The sequence below is a fragment of the Micromonospora sp. LOL_025 genome, assembly GCF_048060285.1.
Taxonomy (GTDB): domain Bacteria; phylum Actinomycetota; class Actinomycetes; order Mycobacteriales; family Micromonosporaceae; genus Micromonospora.
In genome coordinates, this window is record NZ_JBHMIR010000018.1 from 95857 (window position 1) to 115867 (window position 20011).

At 72.7% G+C, this 20011-nt stretch carries 16 protein-coding genes; 9 read left to right on the forward strand and 7 right to left on the reverse strand.

Translation table 11 applies throughout. From position 1 onward, the window contains the following. Positions 1–74: 74 nt before the first annotated feature. A complete protein-coding gene (locus ACFHW0_RS21290) occupies positions 75–1100 on the reverse strand; it encodes an alpha/beta fold hydrolase (protein WP_416610181.1) in 1026 nt (341 codons plus the stop codon). Positions 1101–1451: 351 nt separating this feature from the next. Here ACFHW0_RS21290 and ACFHW0_RS21295 point away from each other — a divergent pair, with 351 nt between their 5' ends. Then, the gene (locus tag ACFHW0_RS21295; protein ID WP_416610184.1) at positions 1452–2957 is read left to right on the forward strand and encodes an aminopeptidase P family protein; all 1506 of its coding nucleotides are present in this window, start codon (positions 1452–1454) and stop codon (positions 2955–2957) included. A gap of 159 nt (positions 2958–3116) precedes the next feature. On the opposite strand, the gene ACFHW0_RS21300 is transcribed toward ACFHW0_RS21295, so the two are convergent. Further along, positions 3117–4499 carry a hypothetical protein gene (locus tag ACFHW0_RS21300; protein ID WP_416610187.1) on the reverse strand — a complete coding sequence of 461 codons (1383 nt, stop codon included), beginning with the start codon at positions 4497–4499 and terminating at the stop codon, positions 3117–3119. An 854-nt stretch (positions 4500–5353) separates the two neighbouring features. On the opposite strand from ACFHW0_RS21300, the gene ACFHW0_RS21305 reads away from it, so the two are divergent. From ACFHW0_RS21305 to ACFHW0_RS21330, 6 genes are all read left to right on the forward strand, one after another. After that, positions 5354–6289: an acetaldehyde dehydrogenase (acetylating) gene (locus ACFHW0_RS21305; protein ID WP_416610189.1), complete on the forward strand. Its 936-nt coding sequence runs from the start codon at positions 5354–5356 to the stop codon at positions 6287–6289. Further along, complete coding sequence (gene dmpG, locus ACFHW0_RS21310; RefSeq protein WP_416610191.1) at positions 6286–7296, forward strand: 4-hydroxy-2-oxovalerate aldolase; 1011 nt, start codon at positions 6286–6288, stop codon at positions 7294–7296. Before ACFHW0_RS21305 ends, dmpG begins: the two co-directional genes overlap by 4 nt. Positions 7297–7396: 100 nt before the next feature. After that, positions 7397–8203 carry a cupin-like domain-containing protein gene (locus tag ACFHW0_RS21315; RefSeq protein WP_121399328.1) on the forward strand — a complete coding sequence of 269 codons (807 nt, stop codon included), beginning with the start codon at positions 7397–7399 and terminating at the stop codon, positions 8201–8203. Continuing rightward, a complete protein-coding gene (locus ACFHW0_RS21320; RefSeq protein WP_416610193.1) occupies positions 8203–9456 on the forward strand; it encodes an aminotransferase class I/II-fold pyridoxal phosphate-dependent enzyme in 1254 nt (417 codons plus the stop codon). The genes ACFHW0_RS21315 and ACFHW0_RS21320 overlap by 1 nt, the downstream gene beginning before the upstream one ends. Next, positions 9453–10322 (forward strand): HpcH/HpaI aldolase/citrate lyase family protein, encoded by an 870-nt coding sequence (locus tag ACFHW0_RS21325; protein WP_416610195.1) that lies wholly within the window; start codon positions 9453–9455, stop codon positions 10320–10322. Before ACFHW0_RS21320 ends, ACFHW0_RS21325 begins: the two co-directional genes overlap by 4 nt. Further along, positions 10319–11281, forward strand: a complete 963-nt coding sequence (locus ACFHW0_RS21330) for an ornithine cyclodeaminase family protein (protein ID WP_416610197.1) — start codon at positions 10319–10321, stop codon at positions 11279–11281. Before ACFHW0_RS21325 ends, ACFHW0_RS21330 begins: the two co-directional genes overlap by 4 nt. A 1-nt stretch (position 11282) precedes the next feature. On the opposite strand, the gene ACFHW0_RS21335 is transcribed toward ACFHW0_RS21330, so the two are convergent. Then, on the reverse strand, positions 11283–11777 hold the full coding sequence (locus ACFHW0_RS21335) for a MaoC family dehydratase (protein ID WP_121398517.1): 495 nt from the start codon (positions 11775–11777) through the stop codon (positions 11283–11285). A 150-nt stretch (positions 11778–11927) separates the two neighbouring features. Between ACFHW0_RS21335 and ACFHW0_RS21340 the strand changes: the two genes are divergently transcribed. Then, on the forward strand, positions 11928–13292 hold the full coding sequence (locus tag ACFHW0_RS21340; RefSeq protein WP_416610199.1) for a hypothetical protein: 1365 nt from the start codon (positions 11928–11930) through the stop codon (positions 13290–13292). A 178-nt stretch (positions 13293–13470) separates the two neighbouring features. Continuing rightward, on the forward strand, positions 13471–15051 hold the full coding sequence (locus tag ACFHW0_RS21345; protein WP_416610202.1) for an amino acid adenylation domain-containing protein: 1581 nt from the start codon (positions 13471–13473) through the stop codon (positions 15049–15051). Between the two features lie 49 nt (positions 15052–15100). On the opposite strand, the gene ACFHW0_RS21350 is transcribed toward ACFHW0_RS21345, so the two are convergent. Genes ACFHW0_RS21350 through ACFHW0_RS21365 form a run of 4 tightly spaced genes read right to left on the reverse strand, consistent with a single transcriptional unit; the run spans position 15101 to position 19951 of the window. Continuing rightward, complete coding sequence (locus ACFHW0_RS21350; protein ID WP_416610204.1) at positions 15101–16342, reverse strand: acyl-CoA dehydrogenase family protein; 1242 nt, start codon at positions 16340–16342, stop codon at positions 15101–15103. Further along, positions 16343–17245 carry a phytanoyl-CoA dioxygenase family protein gene (locus ACFHW0_RS21355; protein ID WP_416610206.1) on the reverse strand — a complete coding sequence of 301 codons (903 nt, stop codon included), beginning with the start codon at positions 17243–17245 and terminating at the stop codon, positions 16343–16345. Between the two features lie 14 nt (positions 17246–17259). Then, positions 17260–18783 carry an aldehyde dehydrogenase family protein gene (locus ACFHW0_RS21360; RefSeq protein ID WP_416610208.1) on the reverse strand — a complete coding sequence of 508 codons (1524 nt, stop codon included), beginning with the start codon at positions 18781–18783 and terminating at the stop codon, positions 17260–17262. Then, entirely contained in the window at positions 18770–19951 is a 1182-nt protein-coding gene (locus tag ACFHW0_RS21365; protein ID WP_416610210.1) for an aminotransferase class I/II-fold pyridoxal phosphate-dependent enzyme, read from the reverse strand. The genes ACFHW0_RS21360 and ACFHW0_RS21365 overlap by 14 nt, the downstream gene beginning before the upstream one ends. Positions 19952–20011: the final 60 nt, after the last annotated feature.

Here is a 20011-nt window from a genome sequence, read left to right on the forward strand (position 1 = left end):
GGCGGTGGCGTCGCCACTGCCCGCTCCGGGGTCGACACAGGTCGCCCCCGCCGTGGCGCGGCAAGGGGCTTGGGTCAGGGGGCGCAGCCGGTGAGTTCGGGGCTGGACGGGGTGCCGGTGGAGGGTCCGAAGAAGAGCAACGCGCAGGCGCTGAAGAAGGCCGGGTTCTCCTCGGCGATCCAGTGGCCGGTGTCGGGGGCCACGACGGTGCGGACGTCGTCGGCCACCTGCTGATAGGAGGCGGCGACGGCGGGTCCGAACACGGACTGGGCGCCCATCGCCATCACGGGAATGGTCAGGCGCTTCGTCTGCGCGTGGGCCTGGTTGTCGGCGGCGTCGGCCTTGAACGCCCGGTAGTACTCGTATCCCGCCGTCCGCTTCGCCGGGTCGGAATACGCGCGGTAGTAGACGTTACGGTCGATCGCCTCCGGATGCTGCGCGCGGTCGAAGAGCATTCCGAGATAGGTGGGGACGTCCTCGGTGTCCATGATGCGTTCCGGGATGGGCGCGGGCGAGGCGTTGAAGAGGAAGTGCCAGCTGATCCCGTAGAAGTTCTCCAACCCGAACCCCGACAGCGGGCTCTCGACGACGCCGATGCGGGTGACCTCGGTGGGGAAGTCGCGGGCGTAGTTGTAGGCGACCATGGCGCCGAGGTCGTGCCCGATCAGGGCCACCCGGGTGAAGCCGAGCTGGTTGACCGCCTGCCGGATCCGTCGCGCCGTGGTGGCCTTGTCGTAGCCGCCGGCCGGGGCCGTGGAGGCACCCAGGCCGGGCAGGTCGAACGTGATCACGGTGTGCTGCTGGGCGAGGCTGGGCAGCACCTTGTGCCACACCCACGACGTCTGCGGCCAGCCGTGCAGCAGCACCAGCGGCGAGCCGCTCCCGCTGGTGGTGTAACGCAGGGTCGCGCCGTCGACCGTGACGTTGCCCTGCCGTACGGACTGGCCGCCGACGATCGCCGCGGCCGGCTCCGGCGGCGGCGTGGGAGCGACGGCGGCGGCACCCGCACCCGCCCCGCCCACGAGTGCCACACCGAGCGCGGCCGCGACGGCGATCCGCCTGCCCCGACGACGCGAATCACGGCCGAAAGCGGTCTTCACCGCAGAACTCAACGCAGACAATTGCATGGACACTTCGCTTTCCGTGAGTTGGCGACCGCATCGGACGGCCGGATCAAACAAAGCGGAAACGGCGGCGTTGACATGCGCGCCACGGATGCCGATCGAGCGGCTTTGGAAATGTTACAACGGATGTCAAGACGTCGATCGATTGTGGCGTTTCGGCGAAACTCTACGACCCGTACGGCCGAGACAAACGTCGATACCCGCGCCCGCGGCGACGCCCGGCGGCGACGACCGCGAACCACCCGTGCCGCCCGGGCGCTCCAGGAGCCACAGTCGAGGGTCGCAACGGCTTTGCCGAGGCTCCGGAGCGCGTGGCAGGATGCGACCATGACAAGCGACGAGCAGGTGAAAGCCAGCCACCGCAACACCCCGACGAGCGACGCGTTTCGCGCTTTCATCGCCTCCGGTTGGGCCAGTCCGGATGCGGCACCTGTCCCGCGGGCGGAGGTCGCCGACCACGCGGCCCGCCGCCGGGCGGCCTTGTCACGGCGGTTCCCGGGCGAGCGCCTCATCATCCCCGCCGGCGGCCTCAAGGTGCGCAGCAACGACACCGACTACACCTTCCGGCCGCACACGGCCTTCGCCTGGCTGACCGGTCTCGGGTTCGACACCGAGCCCGACAGCGTCCTGGTGCTGGACCCGAAGCCCGACGGCCACGAGGCGATCCTGTTCTTCCGGCCGCTCGCGCCGCGCGACAGCGAGGAGTTCTTCGCGGACTCCCGCTTCGGCGAGTTCTGGGTCGGGCCCCGCCCGACGATGCGCGAGATCGAGCAGCGGCTGGGCATCGGCACCCGGCACATCGACTCGCTCCCGGACGTCCTGGCCAAGGACGCCGGCGCGACCGTGGTGCGCGTCGTGCGGGGGGCCGACGGCGAGCTCGCCCGGCTCGTCGACGAGACCCGCGCCCAGGCGGAGACGCCGGCGTCGGTGACGCAGCAGCACGAGGCGGACGAGGAACTGGCCCGCCACCTCTCGGGGATGCGCCTGCTCAAGGACGAGTGGGAGGTGGGCGAGATGCGCAAGGCGATCGCCGCCACCCACCGGGGCTTCGAGGCCATCATCGCCGGGCTGCCCGAGGCGGTCGGCAAGGAGCGCGGCGAGCGGTGGGTCGAGGGCCTCTTCGGCCTGTACGCCCGCCACGACGGCAACGGCATCGGCTACGAGACCATCTGCGCGTCCGGCGACCACGCCAACACCATCCACTGGACGAAGAACACCGGGCCGGTCCGCGAGGGCGACCTCATCCTGGTGGACGCCGGTGTCGAGGTCGACTCCCTCTACACCGCCGACATCACCCGCACCCTCCCGGTGACCGGCCGCTTCACCGACGTGCAGCGCAAGATCTACGAAGCGGTCCTGGAGGCGCAGGAGGCCGGCCTGGCGGCGGTGAAGCCGGGCAACAAGTTCAGCGACATCCACGCCGCCGCGAACGTGGTCATCGCCCGACGGCTGTCCGAGTGGGGGCTGCTGCCGGAGGGGGTGACCCTCGAGCAGACCCTGGACCGCGAGCGCGGCGGCTGGCACCGGCGGTGGATGGTCCACGGCACCTCCCACCACCTCGGCATGGACGTGCACGACTGCCAGATGCTGCTGCGTCAGGACTACATGGACGGCGAGCTGAAGCCCGGGATGATCCTCACCGTCGAGCCCGGCCTGTACTTCAAGGCGGACGACCTGCTGGCGCCGGCGGAGTTCCGCGGCATCGGCGTCCGTATCGAGGACAACGTGCTGGTCACCGAGGACGGCCACGAGAACCTGTCGGCGGCCATGCCGCGTACCGCCGACGACGTCGAGGCCTGGATCGACCGGGTGCGCTCCGGCGCGGGTGCCTGAGCGCTCCGCGACCTGTGGGCCGGCACGCGGGCGCCGAGCGCCCGGCCGTGCCGGCCCCCTCCGGCCGGCGCACACCGCCAGCCCGCCGGGCACCGCGATCCGGTGCCCGGCAGACGGCGGTACGGGCGCGACGGCCCGCACCCGGCCGCTGACGGGCGCTCAGCCGCCGTGGAAGGTGCAGCCGATCCTCGCGCCGCCGGCCATGCTCACCACCCCGACCCCCGGGTCGGTGCTGCCGCGGACGAGGCAGCCGGCGTATCCGTCCTCGTCGACGACGTCCCGGTCGGCCAGGTAGACCCCCCAGTTGAGGTAGAGGTCCTGCACGCCGCCCGCGCCGTCGGGAAACGGTTCGGCGGCGGGGCGGACCCGGCGTTGCAGCACGAACGGGCCGTCCAGCGCGGAGTCGAGCCGGGCCTGCCACTCGTCGGCGTCCACCGTCCAGCCGGCGAGCACGCCGTTGCCCCCGTGCAGCAGCGTCGGCTTCAGGACCAGCTCGTCCTGCCGGGCGCGGGCGTAGGCGAGCAGGTCGACCTCGGCCCCCTCGGGATCGGTGCCGCGCGCGCGTACGTGCCGGGTCCACGGCAGGATGCGGTCGAGGCAGGCCAGCTCGTCGGCGTCGAACAGGCCCCGGTGCCGGTCGTCGGAGAGCATGGCCAGGGTGCCCTTGTTGCCGTAGAGCTCGGCGTCCAGGCGGCTGAACAGGCCGACCTTCTCCTGCTCCGCGGCGACCAGCAGCGGCTCCACCTGGGTCTCCACCGCCGGATCGGCCAGGTCCTCGGGCAGGAAGTAGCGCAGGACGATGTCGACGGCGCGGCCCGCCACGGTCGGCCGGCCCTGCGGGTACGTGAACTGGCCGAGGTGGCAGCCGATCCCCTCGATCCCGTACCCGGCGAGCATCTCGGCGAGCACCTCCAGACGGCCGCCCACGATCGGGTAGTTCTCCGTCGTGTCCACCACGGCGACGACGGGCGGTCGGTCCGCGGGGATCATCGCGGCGCACTCGGCGTACAGCGTCCGCACGATGCAGTCCAGCGTGTCGCGGTACCGGAGCCGGTGCCGGTCCACGAACTCCCGCAGCGGCGGGTACGCCAGCATCGCCCGGTTGATGTCGGCGCACTCGAAGCCGCCGAGGGCGCTGGTGAGGTTGAACTCGAGCAGGCGGAACCCCGCGCCGTCGTGGTAGAGGTCGGCGCGGCCCAGCGGGACGAGCGACCCGGCGCGGGCGCCGCGCGTGATCAGCGCCGTCTGCCGGGGATCCATGCCGACGGCCCGGGCCAGTGCGGTGAGGTCTCCGTCGAACACCCGCTCCGGCAGGGCGCGCAGCAGGTCGTAGACCGTGCGGAGGTCCCGGGCGACGGCCCGGCACTCGCTCTCCGCCAGGAAGGCGGGGCCGCTCATGAACCGGTCCCGGTACGGCTCGAGGGTGGCCGCGTCCAGGGCGGCGGCGGTCGGGTGGTCCGTCGACGCACTCCGGGCGAGGTGCTCGGCGTACGCGCGGCCCAGTGGTGACCTGCTCACTGCGGGCGGCCGGGTGGTCGTCATGGTGTGTCCTCTCGGGGCGGGTGGCGCGTCCGGTTCGGGGCCGGGCGGGGCCGGCAGGGGGGTGCGGCGGTGGTCGTCGCCCGTCGCCGGTCGAGCTTCGCCGGCGGCGGCGGACGACACATTCCGTCCCCCCTTTCGATCTGCCGATCCACCGCCGTCGACAATTCGACCGGACCGTCCGAAAATGCCAGCACGGTGGGGCTGACGAAGATAGTCGCAAATGGTCGTACCGGCGTCGACGGCGCAGTACCGTCGGCACCGTCACACCCCAGCGTGGACTGTCGTGAGAGTGACCCAACAGTCAGGTTCGCTCGGCGCGGCCATCTGATAGCTTCGATGCCGGCGGAACGCTGCGGCTGACGTGGAGCGCAACGGCCGCATTGGTTGTCGCGCTTGTAGACGGGGGCTTCTTCGGATATTACGTCGAGACTTCTGAGATCAAGCTAAATGTCCGATTGTTGTTCGAAGAAGCGGCAATTCCGGGAACGGAACCCGCCGGACGACCCCCGGTCACGACGTGTCCCGACATGCGCCCGGCGCACCCGTCTCCCGACGACCCACCGGCCGCGACGCCCACGAGGGCGGTCGCGCCGCCGTGGGCGTCGCGCGGGTCGTCCGGGCACCCGCATCCCGGGAACGGCACGGCCGGGCGGCGCCGCCCGGCACGCGACCCCCGCGCACCCGGCCCCCGTGGTGCCGCACGAGGTTCCGCCCGGACACCGTGCACATCGACTGGTGAGGACGACGTACTTGAGAACCTACGACCCGGAATCCGCGAGCCACCCGACCCGTACCCGCCGATCCCTCGCCCGGCGGTCGCGGGCCGGTCGGCTCCGGCGCCCTGGAGGCACGCCTTGAGTCTCACCGCGGACGTGACCGACGCCGAGGCCCGCGTCGTCGAACCCGCCACCGCCACCGTCGCCGTCATCGGCACCGGGGCGATCGGCCAGGACCTGATCAGCAAGATCCACCGTTCCTCCCTGCTGGACTGCCGGCTGGTGGCCGGGCGTAATCCGGACTCGGCGGGCCTGCGGCACGCCGAGCGGTTCGGCTTCCCCGTCAGCGCCGCCGGGATCGACGCCGTGCTGGCGGCGGGGGACGCGTTCGACGTCGTGTTCGATGCCACCAACGCGGCGTCGCACCTGCGTCACTGGTCGCTGCTGGAGCCGCTCGGCACGCTGGTGGTCGACCTGACGCCCAGCAGGGTGGGCCGGATGGTGGTGCCGACCGTGACCGGGGTGGAGGCGACAGCCGGGCGCAACATCAACCTGATCAGCTGCGGCGGTCAGGCGTCCATCCCGGTCGCGCACGCGCTCGCCGCCCGCTTCCCGGTGAGCTACATCGAGGTCGTCTCGACGGTGGCCAGCGACGTCGCGGGCCGCGGCACGCGGTTGAACCTCGACGAGTACGTGGCGACCACCCGGCACGCCGTCACGACGTTCTCCGGCGTGCCCGACGTCAAGGCGATCCTCAACATCAGCCCGGCGGTGCCGCCGGCGACGTTCCGGACGGCCGTGCACGCGCGGATTCCCGGCGCCGACGTCGCCGCGGTACGCGCGGCGGTGGACCCGGTGGCCGAGCAGGTGCGGTCGTTCGCCCCCGGCTACGCGGTGACCGCCTGCACCGTGGTCGACGACCGGGTGACGGTCTCCCTCCAGGTCACCGCCCACAGCGACGTGCTGCCCCGGTACGCCGGCAACCTCGACATCATCAACTCGGCGGCCATCCTGGTCGCCGAGCAGCACGCGGCCCGGCTGGGCCGGTCCGCCCGGACGGAGGCGGCCCGATGAGGAACGTCGTGATCCACGACCCGACGCTGCGCGACGGCCAGCACGCGGTCCGCCACCAGCTCGGGGCCCTCGCCCTGCGCCGGTACGCGGAGGCGGCGGACGCGGCGCGGATCCCGGTGGTCGAGGTCGGCCACGGCAACGGCCTCGGCGCGTCGTCCCTGCAGGTCGGGCAGGCCGCGGTCAGCGACGACGAGATGCTGTCGACGGTCCGGGAGGCGCTGCGGCACAGCCGGATGGGCGTGTTCATGCTGCCGGGTTGGGGCACCTCCGACGACCTGCGGCGCGCGATCGGCCACGGCGCCGACATCGTCCGCATCGGTGTGCACGCCACCGAGACGTCGTTGGCCGAGCGCCACCTGGACGTCCTGCGCGAGGCCGGCGCCGAGGCGCACTGCGTGCTGATGATGAGCCACATGGCGTCCCCCGGCGAACTGGCCGAGCACGCCGCGCAGGCCGTCGCGTACGGCGCGCAGGCGGTCGGGATCATGGACTCGGCGGGCCACTTCCTGCCCGCCGACGTCACCGCGCGGATCGGCGCGATCGTGGCGGCGGTCGACACGCCGGTGATCTTCCACGGCCACGACAACCTCGGCATGGCCGTCGCCAACTCGGTGGCCGCGGCGCAGGCCGGCGCCCTGATCATCGACGGTTGCGCGCGCGGCTTCGGCGCCGGGGCGGGCAACACCCAGCTCGAGGTGCTCGTCCCCGTGCTGGAGCGCAGCGGTTTCGCGACCGGCATCGACCTGTACGCGCTCCTCGACGCCGCGGACCTCGCGGAACGCGAACTCATGCCGGCGCCGCCGGTGACCGCCTCGATGTCCATCGTGAGCGGACTGGCCGGGGTGTTCTCCGGGTTCAAGCACCGGGTGGTCGAGCTGTCCGGCCGCGCCGGCGTCGACGCGCGTGACGTGTTCTTCGAACTCGGCAGGCGGCAGGCCATCGCCGGCCAGGAGGACCTGATCGTGGACGTGGTGGCGGAGTTGAGCGCCCGTAGGGTCACCACGTGACCGGCCGCGCACGCGGCCCCCAGCAGTGAGGAAAGGCGACATGGGAGTTTCGGACGCAGTGTCCAACGCGAACGGGTCGGCGGGTGTCCCCGTGGCCCGCATGACGTTCGACGAGTTCATGGCCGTCGGCCCCGGCGGCCTGTTCAAGGCCGACGTGCCCGTGGTGATCGCGCTGCCGGGCGACGTGCAGGGGCTCGGCCGGGAGGGCGTGGCGAGCCGGCTGGCCGACATGACCGTCACCCTGTTCACCGAGCCGGGCGACAAGAACCACCCGGGGCGCTGGGAGACCCGCGACATCAAGCTGCGCGACTTCTTCGCCGACGAGCGCCACCTGACCACCCCGGGCACGTGGCACCGGGTGGTGTCGAACATCCGCAACAGCCCGGCCGACGTGAACGCCGTCATCGGCTTCGACGCCGACAAGTTCTTCGGCTACGGCGACACGCTGTACGCGGCGAACCTGTGGATCAGTCACCGCGGTGTGTTCACCAAGAACCACTTCGACGAGTTCGAGAACTTCAACATCGCGCTGGAGGGCCGCAAGCGGTTCATCATCGCCCCGCCCGGTTCCCGCGAGTACTACCCGCGCTCGGTGCTGCGCGGGTTCGGGGACAAGTCCCAGGTCTTCGACCTGGACAATGTGGACCTGGCGCGCTACCCGAGGCTGGCGCCCAAGCTGGCCCAGCGCCGTGACTTCGTCCTCGAACCGGGCCACATGCTCTACCTGCCGCTCGGCTGGTGGCACCAGGCCGAGTCGCTGGACGAGATGAATATCAACGTCAATTTCTGGCTGAAGTCGAAGAAGATCCTCCGCAGGCCGCACGCGCTCGGCGTCGCGCTGTACACGTACGCCTACCGGAGGGTCAAGGGTGTCTACAGCTACAAGCCCACCGAGGTGAACTCCTGATGAGCGAGCGCAAGACCATCACCCCCACCCACCGCTACCGCAACAACGACAAGCTCATCGGTGTGGGGAACACCTTCTGGAACCTCTCCGAGGAGCACGGGGTCGCCGGCATCGTCGGCGACCTCAACGACGGCGTGTTCCGGATGGCCGACGGCCACGAGTTCGTCAACTTCACCGTCTGCTCCTACCTGGACCTGGACACCCACCCCAAGGTGATCGACGGGGCCGTCGACGCGCTGCGCCGCTTCGGCGTGCTGGACCACTGCATCCCGCGCACCCGCGTGCAGACGTCGGTGCTGCTGGAGCTGGAGGAGTCGCTGGGCGAGCTGTTCGACGCCATGGTGATCAGCGCGATCTCCACTGCGGCGGCCAGCACCGGCCTGCTGCCGCTGATCGCGTCGGGGCACCTCGGCAACGGCACCCGGCCGCTGATGGTCTTCGACAAGAACGCCCACGTGTCGATGGCCAACGCCAAGCCGAACTGCGCCGACGAGACCGAGGTCGTCACCTGCCGCCACCACGACCTCGACTACCTCGAGGACATGTGCCGCACCTACGAGCGCGTCTGCTACGTCGTGGACGGCTCGGACAGCCTCGGCGGCTACGCGCCCGTCGAGGAGCTGGCCGTGTTGCAGGACAAGTACAACATGCTGGTCTTCTACGACGACTCGCACTCGCTGTCGGCGTACGGCGAGCGCGGCATCGGCTACGTCCGCTCGCACTGCCCGGTGCGCGACGACCGGACCATCACCGTCGCGACCCTGAGCAAGGGCTTCGGGGCGGGCGGCACGGCGATCCTGCTCGACGGCTTCCCCAAGGAGACGCGGCGGATCATCGAACGCTTCGCGGGCCCCCTGGGCTACTCGCAGAAGATGAACGCCGCCGCGGTGGGCGCCGCGCTCGCCTCTGCCGAGATCCACCGCACCGAGGAACTCACCCGGTTGCAGGGGCGGCTGCGGTCCAACATCGCGCTGTTCGACTCGCTGCTCGCCACCGAACAGTCCGGCAGCACGTACCCGATCCGGGTGGTGCCGATGAGCGACGAGACCGTCGTCGAGGCGGCCCAGCGGGTCTTCGCGGCCGGGTTCTACACCTCGCCGGTGTTCTTCCCGATCGTCGCGCGTGGCACCGCCGGCCTGCGGGTCATGCTGCGCGCGGGCCAGACCGAGGAACAGATCACCCGGCTGTGCTCCGTGCTCGTCGAGGCGGGCGCCCGTCCGGCCGCCGCGCGACCCGAGCCGGTGACCCGGTGACCGGCGCCGCGCGGGCGATCCCGCGCAGCATCCTCTACACCCCGGCGCTGTCGCTGGACCGGGTCGTGAAGGCGTGGTCCTACGACGCGGACGTCCACCTGATCGACCTGGAGGACTCGGTGCCGGCGGCCGAGAAGCCGGCCGCGCGCACCGTGTGCCTGGCCGCCCTGGAGAAGGCGCCACGACCGGAGAACGTCGCGGTACGCATCAACGAGCTGGGCAGCGTCGCGGCGGTGCAGGACCTGGTGGCGCTCACGGAGGGCTCGGTGCGGCCCGGCATCGTCATGATGACGATGGTGACCTCGGCTGCCGAGGTGGCCCTGCTGCGGCGGATCCTGGCCTCCGCCGACGCGCATCCGGAGATCTACGTGACGGTGGAGACCGTGGAGGCGGTCGCGGAGATCGACGCGATCGCCGGGGCCAGTGACGGGCTGGTCCTCGGCTCGGCCGATCTGGCCGCGACGCTCGGGGTCGAGATCACCTGGGAGGCCATGCTCGCCGCCCGGCAGGCGATGGCGCTGGCCTGCGCGCGGCACAGCACCGCCTGCATCGACACCGCCAACTTCCGGCTGGCCGAGCCGGCCGTCCTGGCGCAGGAGACCGCCCGGGTGCGGGCGCTCGGTTTCCACGGCAAGGCGACGGTGCACCCGGGGGAGCTCGACGAGATCAACCGGGTGCTGCGCCCCCAGGCGGACGACCTGCGCCTGGCGCGCAGGGTGGCCGAGGCCGTACGGGCGGCCAACGGCGGGATCGCCGTGCTGGACGGGAACATGGTCGGTCCGCCGTTCGCCCGGATGGCCCGCGCCACCGTGTCCCGCGAGGACGCCTGGGCCGTCCGGTTCGGCACCGACGGAGCTGCCGGATGACCGGGCCGGTGACGGTCGACGCCGCGCAGATGGCGGGTACGCCCCAGCTGGTGCGGGTGATCGACGCGCTGGGCGAGATGTTCGCGGACCTGGTCGCCGGCCGGACCGACTCCCCGGCGCGCACCGTCATCGAACACGGCCCCCAGCGGGTCCTGCTGGTCAGCCCCGCGGTCTGGGAGCGGCGCGGGGTGGGCAGCGTCAAGATCACCACGCTCACCCCCGACAACCCGGGGCGCGGGCTGCCGCTGATCCACGGGATCGTCGCGCTGACGGACCTGACCACCGGGCAGATCACGGCCCTGCTCGACGGCGCGGAGCTGACCGCCGTCCGCACCGGTGCGGTCGCCGCCCTGGCGACCCGCTGGTGCGCCGCCGAGGACGCCGAGGACCTCGCGGTCATCGGGGCGGGGGTGCAGGCGCGGTCGCTGGTGCGCGCGGTGGCGGCGGTGCGGCGGATCCGTACCGTCCGGGTGTTCTCGCGGACCCGCGACCGGGCGGAGCAGTTCGCCGACTGGGTGGGCGACGTCGTGCCCCACCCGGTGCACGTGAGCGTCTGCGACAGCACCAAGGCCGCCGTCGCCGACGCGGCGATCATCTGCACGGCGACCTCGACCAGCGACAACACACCGTTGGTGGAGGCGGACTGGGTGGCGCCCGGAGCCCACGTCAACGTCATCGGCGGCACCCACCCGGACGCGATCGAACTCGACCCCGCCCTGCTGGCCGACGCCGTGGCGGTCGTCGAGGACCGGACCGCGGCGCTGGAGGGCGCCGGCGAGGTGCGCGCCGCCCTGGCCGCCGGCCTGATCGGCGTGGACGACCTGCACGAGCTGGGCGCGCTGGTCACCGGCGAGGTGCGCGTCGGCGGGCGGACGTCGGTCCTGCGTACGGTCGGGATGGCCATCGAGGACACCGCCGCCGCGGTGGCGCTGCACGAGGGGGCGGTGTCCGTGGCGTAGGTCAGGAGGAGCTCTCCCGGCAGCGGACCATGAAGGAACGCTCGAAGACGATGACCGTCTCGCCGGTGGACTTCGTGCCCGTCGTCTCCACCGTGACGATGCCCTGGCCGGGCCGGGACCGGCTCAGGCGCTTGTCGAGGATGCGGCTGGTGGCGTACAACGTGTCCCCGACGAAGACCGGCTCGCGCAGGCGGACCTTGTCCCAGCCGAGGTTGGCCACCGCCCGCGCCGACAGGGCCTGCACGGTCATGCCGCCGATCAGGCACAGGGTGATCCCGCTGTTGACCAGCACCCGCCCGTACTCGCTGCCCGCCCCGTAGTGCTCGTCGAAGTGCAGCGGGTGCTGGTTCATGGTGAGCAGGGTCAGCCAGGTGTTGTCGGTCTCGGAGATGGTGCGGCCCGGCCAGTGCCGGATCACCATCCCGGGCTCGAAGTCCTCGTAGTCCCCGCCGTGCTCTTCGCGGTACTCGTTGCCCTGGACATGACGCAAGGTCATCGGCAGTTCTCCCGTGTCGAGTGTGGGCGAACGGGCGCGGTCCCCGTCGAACGTGAATGTTAGTCTATGTCGATCATCGTTTCGGAGATACCGGCCCGCGGCGAGCACACTCCGGCGGCCGGCCCGACGTGCAACTCCGGGGAGCGTCAGATGACCGTGCGCGAGCATGTCGGCAGTGCGGGGCCGGCCGGGCATCCGTGGTTCGGCACCCATCGCCTGGCGCCGGCCGCGCCGGCGGAGACGATCCGCGGGATGCTCCGCTACGAGCTGCGGGACACCGGCTGGCCCTACCAGCGGCTGCTGCCCGCGGCACCGATCGCCATCCCGCGCGCGTCCTACGCCGAGATCTTCCGGGCGGCCGCCGCGCTGGTCGACCTGCTCCGCCGTACCGCCCTCGAGACGGCCCCCACCACGCAGGGCCGGCTGGCGGCCTACCGCATGCCGCAGAGCGAAAACCAGCTGTTCGTGCGGGACCCGTTCGTCGAGGAGCGCTATCCGGACTGCGTCGTGCGGCCGGACGTCGTCATCGGGCCCGACGGGCCGCAGTTCCTGGAGTTCAACGTCAGCGGCGCGCTCGGCGGCGTGGTGGAGACGCACTGCCGCCTCGAGGTGTGGCGCAAGCTCCACGCCGACGCCGAGGGCAGGACCCCGTTCAGCTCCCCGGACCCGTTCGCCGTACGCGCCGGGATGTACCGGTCGCTCTGCGCCGAGCTGGGGCTGGCGCCCAGGGTGGCCATCGTCGGCAGCGCCCGGGTCTACGGCGTGCAGAACCGCTACTTCCAGATGGAGGCCGACTACCTCAACAACCACGGCCTCACCGCCCGCTTCTTCGAGCCCGAGGAGCTGCCGGAGGCGTGGGACTGCCCACCCCACCTGCGCTACCCGATCGGGCTGCGCAACTTCACCATCCCGGACTGGCTCGACGCCGGGCTCGACACCACCTACGTGCAGGAGGCGCTGGACAACGGCTGCCTGCTCGTGGGCACCCAGACGTCGACCTTCATGCACAGCAAGCTGACCATGGGCCTGCTGTCGGAGGGCCGGCCGTGGATGAGCGCGGCCGAGCGCGGCCTCGTCGACCGGTACGTGCCGTGGACGCGGATCCTCTCGGACCGCAGGACGGGGCGCGAGGGCCGCGAGGTCGAGCTGCTCCCGTTCGTCCTGGCGAACCGGGACCTGCTGGTGCTCAAGGCGGGCCTGGGCGAGAGCGGCAAGCAGGTGGTCATCGGCGGCGAGGTCGACCAGGCGACGTGGGAGTCCGCCGTCGCCGAGGCCGCCGCCGACGGCACCAGCGTGGTCCAGGACTTCGTGGCGCCACGCACGTGCCGGGTCGCGCTCGTCGCCGACGACGCCGACGAACCCCACGACGTCGAGGTCGCCCCGGTGATCGGGCCGCTGCTGTTCGGCGGGCGCGCGGCGGGGCTGTTCTGCCGCTACTACGGCGACGGCTCCGCCGGGATCGTCAGCGCCCGGGGGCGCGACAGCGGCTCCGACAACTGCATGGTGGCCGTCTGACCAACGGGGGCGCGTCGTCCGTCGCGCGGTCGCGACGATAGGGGTTCGCGGCCCGAATGAGGTGTTGTCGCGGTGCGGGCCCCGTGTCACGATCGCTGCCACCGGAAGCCCGTGCCGCGCGACCCACGGTCGGCCGGCGACCTGTCGGCCCGCCGCCGTCGAACCGAAGGGACCTGCCATGCCTGCCGATCCCGAGGTGTCCGGGCCGCCGGCCGGATGGGACCCCGACCGGGCGGTGCCCGCGCTGATCTGGGCGGCGGCGGGACGGCACGGTCACCGTACGGCCGTCGTCGGCGCGGACGCGACGCTGAGCTACACCGAGCTGCGCCACGCCGTCGCGGGTCTCGCCGACGTGTTGCGGCGCCACGGTGCGGCAGCCGCCCCGGTGGCCGTCCTGGCCCACCGCAGCGCCGCCCAGCTGGTGGCGTGCCTGGCCGCGCTGCACGCCGGGCCCGGCTACGCCTGCGTGGACGCCAACCAGCCGCGGGCCCGCGTCGAGAGTCAGCTGCGCGGGTGCGGGGCCGCCGTCGTGGTGACGGATAGCGACGACCCGCCGGTGTCCGGGCAGGTGGTGCTCACCGTCGACCTGGCCGGCTGGATCGACGCGGGAGCGGCGGCGGAGAGCGCCGGGACCCTGCGCGGCCCGTCCCCGGTGGTGGGGGACCAGCTCGCCTACACCGTGTTCACGTCCGGCTCCACCGGCGTACCCAAGGTCGTCGAGATCCCCCACGCGGCCCTGGCCAACTACGCGGCGTTCGTCGCCCGGCTGGTCGACCCGGAACGGGCCGACGGCGGACAGCTGCGCTTCGCGTCGGTGACCAGCCTCGCGACGGACCTCGGGCACACCGCTGTCTTCCCGGCGCTCACCGGGGGAGACGCGGTCCACCTGGTGCCGACCGGGACCGCGACGGATCCCGACGACTTCGCCGACTACCAGGACGAGCACCGCGTCGACGTCCTGAAGATCACCCCGTCGCACCTGGCGGCGCTGCTGGACGAGGCGGCGGAGCGGGTGCTGCCCCGCCGACTGCTGATCGTCGGTGGCGAGGTGTGCCGCTGGGAGCTGGTGGACCAGGTCCGCGAGCTGTCGGACGTGCGAATGGTCAACCACTACGGCCCGACCGAGACCACCGTGGGCGCGCTCACCTTCGAGGTGCCGACCGACCCGGCGGCGCGTCCGGGCACCGCCACCGTGCCGATCGGCCGTCCGATCGACAACGCGCGGGTCGCCGTCGTCGACGCCGACCTCCGCCCGGTCGCGGCGGGCGTCGAGGGGGAGCTGCTGATCTTCGGCGCGGGGCTCGCCCTCGGCTACCGCGACGACACCGGACTGACCGGCGAGAGGTTCCCGACCTGCCATCCCGACGGCCGGTGCTACCGCACCGGTGACCTGGTGACCCGCCACCCCGACGGACTGGTGGAGTTCCACGGCCGCCGGGACGGCCAGGTCAAGATCCGAGGCCACCGCGTCGAGCTGGGCGAGGTGGAACAGGCGGTACGCCGGTGCGCCGGGGTGCGCCGGGCGGCGGTGGTGCCGGTCGGCGGGACCGGCTCCGTCCCGCGCCTGGTCGCGTACGTCGTACCGAGCGAACCGCCCGGGCCGACGGCCCGCGAGCTGCGCGACCAGCTGCGCGAGACGCTGCCCGACTACCTGCTGCCCGGTGCCGTGGTGTGCCTCGACGAGCTGCCCCGGACGCCGAGCGGGAAGCTGGACGTGCGCGCGTTGCCGGCACCCGGCCGGACCGGCGCGCGACGGTAGCTCCCGACCCGGCCGCCCCGGGCTGCCCGACGTGGGACAGCCGCCGGCTTCAGGCGGCGTGCGGGTCGAGTCCGAGCGCGACCCGCCCGATGAACGGGTAGCCGTCCAGCGGGCCGAAGGGCTGCATGAAGCCGCCCGCGCGGGCGTCCCGGTAGAGCCGGGACAGGGGGTGCCGGCTGCTGAAGGACGCCCCGCCGCAGATCGTCATGGCCCGGTCGACCGTGCTCACCGCCGTACGGTTCGCCAGCAGCTTCGCGGTCTGCCACCCCCGTACGACGTCGTGGACGGCGGCCTCGGACCGCTCCGCGGGGTCGGCGGCGAACAGGGCGTCCACCAGGCGTCCGGAGCGCTCCAGCACGCCCCGGGTGGCCGCGAGGTCGAGCTCCATGGTGGCGATCTCCCGCTGCACGGACGGGTGGTGTGCCGGCGCCGCCCGCCCGGGCTGCCGGGGAACCATGGTGGCGTGTTCCACCGCGATCCGGAAGGCCGCCTCGGCGATCCCCAGTGAGGCGCCCAGCAGGGGAAAGTTGATCGCGCAGGACCGCGCCAGGTCCTCCGACGTCGGCGGGCCGAATGGCTCGCCGACCGTGACCCGGTCGGCGGGGACGACGCAGTCCTCCAGCAGGAGCCCGTGGCTGCCGGAGCCCCGCATGCCCAAGGCGTCCCAGTCGTCCAGCACGGTCAGCCCGGGGGTACCGGCGAGGACGACGGCCTCGGCGTGGCGCCACCCGCCGTCGGGATCGGCGACCCGGACCGCGACGTTGAACGAGTCCGCGACGGCCGAGTTGGTGACGAACGTCTTGCGTCCGGTGATGACGTACTCGTCGCCCTTGCGGACGGCCTCGGTGAGCGCGCCGTTCCACGTCGCGCCCGGTTCGGTGGACGCCCCGGCCATGATCAGGTCTGAGCCGCCCAACGCCTCCAGGATGGCGTCCAGCTGCGTCGCCCTGACCCGGTCGCCGTCCGCCTCGGCCCGCTCCCAGCGGCGGACCTGCCCCCACACCGAGGCCATGTGCATGTTCGCGCAGATGGCCGTCGACCCGCAGCCCCGGGCCAGCCGGGAGACGGCCACCAGCACGTCGTACAGGGAGCGGACCCCCAGTCCGCCGTGCCGGGTCGGGGCGCACGCGGAGAGCACGCCGCTGTCGCGCAGGTCGGCGAAGTTGTCGGCGACGAACGTGTTGTCCCGGTCGTGGCGGCCGGCCCGTTCGGTGAGGGTGCCGACGTGACCCTCGGCGAGGGAGACCAGCTCCCGGCCGGCGGCGGTCGTGGCGGTGAGTTCTCCGAACACCTACAGCATCCTCAGGATGGAGAGAAACTCCTCGGCCCGCTCGGCGTGGGGCTGCTGCGGGCCGGCGAAGCGGGCTCCGGTCTCCGTCGGCACCGGCGTCGGCAGCACCCTCGGGAACAGCGGACCCCCGATGGGATCACCGGGCCGCAGGCCGTGTTCCCACAGCAGCGGCAGGACCGCGTGCTGCGGCTGGAAGGTGACGCCGTCGCCCACCCACCGGGAGACGAACGCCCGACGCTGCCGCTCGGGGCCGGTGCCGGTGGCGCCGTGCAGCGCGGCCGGGTGGAACAGCACGATGTCGCCGGGCGTGAGGTCCCAACTGAGGACGTCCTGGTCGGACACGTCCGGCACCGCCTCGAGTTCCTCGCGCCGGCCCAGGTGGGTGGCGCCCGGGGTGATCGGCACGTAGCGCCGGCCCCAGCGGTGCGAACCGCGCACCACCTGGAGCGCGGCGGTGTCGGGAGTGCACGGGTCGAGGGGGATCCACATCGCGCACACCTGGTCGCCCGCGATCGGCCAGGAGCTGACGTCCTCGTGGAACGGCGTCGGAGCACCGGATCCGGCCGGCTTGGCGAAGATCTGGTCGTAGAAGGCCGTGATCGCGGTGGAGCCGAACAGCTGCTGGGCGATGCGCGCCGCGGGGGAGAAGAACATGAAGTCGCGGAAGCCGTCGTGGGTCTTCCACATGAAGGCGTCCCCGGCGAAACCGCCGCCGCCCAGCAGCGCGGTCGCCTGCGCCAGCACGGTCGGGTTGGCGAGCAGGTACTCCACGCCTTCGGCGATCCGGCCGAGCCACTTGTCGTCGATCATGCCGGAGAGCCGGACCACGCCGTCGGTGTGGAAGGCGTCGATCTCGGCCTGGGTGAGGTCGCGCGGTGGTGCCTCGGGAGGGCTGATGTCCATGTGAGTGGTCTCCGTCAGGGAAGACGCCGCCAGTGGGTGCCGAAGAGGGTCTCCTCGTCCGGCAGGCTGGGCGGCAGGGGATGTGAGACGTAGGTGTAGTTGAGGAAGTCGCGCCAGGTCACGTTCTCCGACCGGGAGCAACCGCCCCAGCTGCCACTGGCGATGACCTGGGTGAACGGCATCCCGTTGTCGAAGCTGCCGCTGTTGCCCACGGCGGTCGACTGGTTGACCATGACCCGTCCGGCGCGGGCCCGCTCGGCCAGCCTGACCACCCGGTCGGGTCGCTCGGTGTGGATGCCGCAGCTGTGGCCCTGCCCGATCCGGCCCAGCAGCGCCTCCACCGCGACGAGCGCGTCGTCGAAGGCGGTGAACGTCGACACGGTGAAGACCGGCGCCAGCTTCTCACCGAGCATCGGGTCGTCGAGCGCCGGGACACCACCGCTCGCCAGGGGCGGTAGCTGGGCCACCAGGGCGGTGGTCTTGGTCGGCTCGGCCAGGTCGATCCCGGCGGCGGCGGCGAGCGCCGCGGCGGATCGACCGACCGCGTCACGGTTGAGCAGCCGTCCGTCCGGCCAGAGCAGCGTACGCAGCCGTGCCGTCTCGGCCGGATCGCACAGGTGCGCGCCCTGCCGGGCCAGCTGGTCGCGGAAGGCGGCGGCGATCTCGGCGTCCACCAGCACGTTGCTCTCCGACGAGCAGGAGGTGCCGTTGTTGAAGCTGCCACCGAGCACGATCAGCTCCGCCGCGGCGGCCACGTCCGCCGAGGCGTCCACGATCACCGCCGGGTTGCCGACGCCCGCGCTGATCGCCGGCGTGCCGCTGCGGTACGCCCGGCGTACCGTGCCGGGCCCGCCGGCGGCGATGACCAGGTCGGCGGCGGCCATCAGCGCCTCGGTGGTCTGTCGGTCGGTGACCGGCAGGCACTGGACGAGGTCCGCCGGGGCGCCGACCGTCTCCAGGGCCCGACGCAGCAGCTCGACGGTACGGGCCGCGGAGTGCCGGGCCCGGGGGTTGGGGGTGATGACCACCGCGTTGCGGGTCTTGAGCATCGGCAGGGCGTTGCCGACCACCCCGGAGCAGGGTGCGGTGGCGGGGCTGGCCACCGCGATCACCCCGATCGGCTTGGCCAGCTTGCGCAGGCCCCGCTCCGGCAGCTCCTCGATGATCCCGCTGGTGACGACCCCGTGCAGGTCGCGCAGCGTGCCGAGGACCCGGCGCCGGTAGAGCGTGAACAGGTGCTCCGGGTCGCCGAGGCCGGTCTCCCGGTAGGCGAGGTCGGCCAGCGCCCGGGCGGTGTCCTCCTGGTAGACCGCCCAGCCGAGGGCGGCGACCAGGTCGTCGACGCGGTCCTGCGGCCAGAACTCGACCTCCGCCTGGGCCCGACGGGCGCGGGCCATGGTGGCCTCGACGTCGGGCCGTTCCGCCTCGGTGGAGACGACGCCGGCCGGCACCCCGTCCCGGCGGCTCGGGGCCGCTGCGTCCGGCGCCCCGGTGTGCGTCACGGCCGCGTCGGCCTCGCGGAGGTCACCGCTGGACACCGGCGTGCTCCCGGTCCGAGGGGTGCGCCGACCGCAGCCGGCCGATGGTCTCCTCCAGCATGTCGTCGGTGACGGTGAGGGAGAGCCGCAGGTAGCCCGGCGCGCCCATCACCGAGGCCGGCAGCACCAGGAGCCCGCGCTCCTCGAGCCGGGCCGCGTGTGCCCAGTCGTCCGCGTCCGGCACCCGGGCCAGCAGGTAGAACGTGCCCTCGCTCGGCTGGACCTCGTACCCGGCCTCGCGCAGGGCGTCGACCAGCAGGTCGCGGCGCTGCTCGATCGGCTTGACCTGGAGCGCGTGCTGTTCGAGCTCGGGCAGGGCGAACAGCAGCGAGTTGTTGGGGAACGCCCAGCCGGTGGTCAGGCGGGCCACGGTCAGGGCCCGGCGGAGCACCGCCGGGTCGGGCACGGTCGGCGGGATCGCCACGTAGCCGACGCGCTCCCCGGGCAGCAGCAGCGTCTTGGTGTAGGTGTGCACCAGGAACGTGAACGGGTAGTGCGTCGCCGGGCTGGGGCACGTGCGGCCGTCGAACACGATGCGCCGGTACGCCTCGTCGGAGAGCAGGTAGATCGGCCGACCGGTGCGGGCGGAGGCTTCCCGCAGCACCTCGGCGAGGGCGGCGAACTCCTCGTCGGTGTAGACGGCGCCGGTCGGGTTGTTCGGGCTGTTGACGATGACGGCGCTGGTCCGGGGCGTGATCGCCGCCGCGATGAGTTCCGCGTCGAGTCGCCAGGAGCCGGGGGCCAGCGCCACCGGCCGGGGGACCGCACCGACCGAGGCGATGATCGGCTCGTAGTAGAACCAGGCGGGGTCGAGGTAGATCACCTCGTCGCCCGGGTCGCAGACGCTGCGCAGGCAGATGGTCAGCCCCGCGAACGCCCCGTTGGTCAGGGCGACGTCGTCGGCGGTGAACGGCAGGGCGAGTTCCCGGCCCAGGGTGGCCGCCACCGACTCCTGGGCCGGCGGGTGGTCGCGGGTGTAGGCGAACCAGTCGGTGTGCTGGGGGCTCAGGTGCCGTTGCAGGACCTCGACCAGGGCCGGGGCGGGGAACTCGTGCGGATCGCCGAAGGCGAGGTCGATCACGCCCGGGCCGCCGCGCAGCCGCGAGTAGGAGGACTGCTCGAGGTAGGCCCCCAGGCGCCGTCCGTACGCGTCGGTCGCGTCGGTCATCTGCCGACTTATCCGGTGCTCCATCCTGCTCCGATCTCCACCCTGATCCGTGGCCGGCGA

Coding starts and splice junctions, on each gene's coding strand:
- ACFHW0_RS21365 (WP_416610210.1), bottom strand. CDS start 19,951: ATGACCGACGCGACCGACGCGTACGGACGGCGCCTGGGGGCCTACCTC.
- ACFHW0_RS21330 (WP_416610197.1), top strand. CDS start 10,319: ATGACCGGGCCGGTGACGGTCGACGCCGCGCAGATGGCGGGTACGCCC.
- ACFHW0_RS21315 (WP_121399328.1), top strand. CDS start 7,397: ATGACGTTCGACGAGTTCATGGCCGTCGGCCCCGGCGGCCTGTTCAAG.
- ACFHW0_RS21340 (WP_416610199.1), top strand. CDS start 11,928: ATGACCGTGCGCGAGCATGTCGGCAGTGCGGGGCCGGCCGGGCATCCG.
- ACFHW0_RS21300 (WP_416610187.1), bottom strand. CDS start 4,499: ATGACGACCACCCGGCCGCCCGCAGTGAGCAGGTCACCACTGGGCCGC.
- ACFHW0_RS21355 (WP_416610206.1), bottom strand. CDS start 17,245: ATGGACATCAGCCCTCCCGAGGCACCACCGCGCGACCTCACCCAGGCC.
- ACFHW0_RS21320 (WP_416610193.1), top strand. CDS start 8,203: ATGAGCGAGCGCAAGACCATCACCCCCACCCACCGCTACCGCAACAAC.
- ACFHW0_RS21345 (WP_416610202.1), top strand. CDS start 13,471: ATGCCTGCCGATCCCGAGGTGTCCGGGCCGCCGGCCGGATGGGACCCC.
- dmpG (WP_416610191.1), top strand. CDS start 6,286: ATGAGGAACGTCGTGATCCACGACCCGACGCTGCGCGACGGCCAGCAC.
- ACFHW0_RS21335 (WP_121398517.1), bottom strand. CDS start 11,777: ATGACCTTGCGTCATGTCCAGGGCAACGAGTACCGCGAAGAGCACGGC.
- ACFHW0_RS21295 (WP_416610184.1), top strand. CDS start 1,452: ATGACAAGCGACGAGCAGGTGAAAGCCAGCCACCGCAACACCCCGACG.